The sequence below is a fragment of the Streptomyces sp. SID3343 genome (genome assembly GCF_009865215.1).
Taxonomy (GTDB): Bacteria; Actinomycetota; Actinomycetes; order Streptomycetales; family Streptomycetaceae; genus Embleya.
The window spans coordinates 1-514 of record NZ_WWJX01001323.1; the positions used below are offsets into that span (position 1 = coordinate 1).

Genomic DNA, 514 nt, shown 5'->3' on the forward strand with positions numbered 1-514 from the left:
TACGGGCGCAGGTCCCGGCGCAGATCCGGATCCGGATCCGGATGCGAGTTCGAGCCCGGGCACAGGCGCGGGTTCGAGATGCAGACCAGGTGCGAGTTCAGGTTCCGGTGCCGACCCGGGTACGCGTTCGGGACCGAAGCCGGGTACGGGTCCTGGTCCGGGCTGCGTGGGCGCGAGTCCGGGCCGGGGACCCAGACCAGGCGCGGGCGCGGGCGCGGGTTCAGAGCCGAGACCAGGTGCGGCCCCGGGTACGAGCGCAGGTCCCGGCGCGGACCCGGATCCGGATGCGGGTGCGGGTGCGGGTGCGGGTGCGGGTGCGGGTGCGAGTTCAGATCCGGGTGCGAGTTCGGGTTCGGGACGCAGACCAGGTGCGGGTTCAGGTTCCGGTACCGACCCCGGTACGCGTTCGGGACCGAAGCCGGGTACAGGTCCTGGTCCGGGCTGCGTGGGCGCCAATCCGGGCCGGAAACCCAGAGCAGGCGCGGGCGCGGGTTCAGAGCCGAGACCAGGTGCG

At 73.3% G+C, this 514-nt stretch carries 1 pseudogene; it reads right to left on the reverse strand.

The features are described 5' to 3' along the window. Window positions 1–514: pseudogene (locus GT354_RS41755) on the reverse strand (hypothetical protein); the annotation flags it as partial.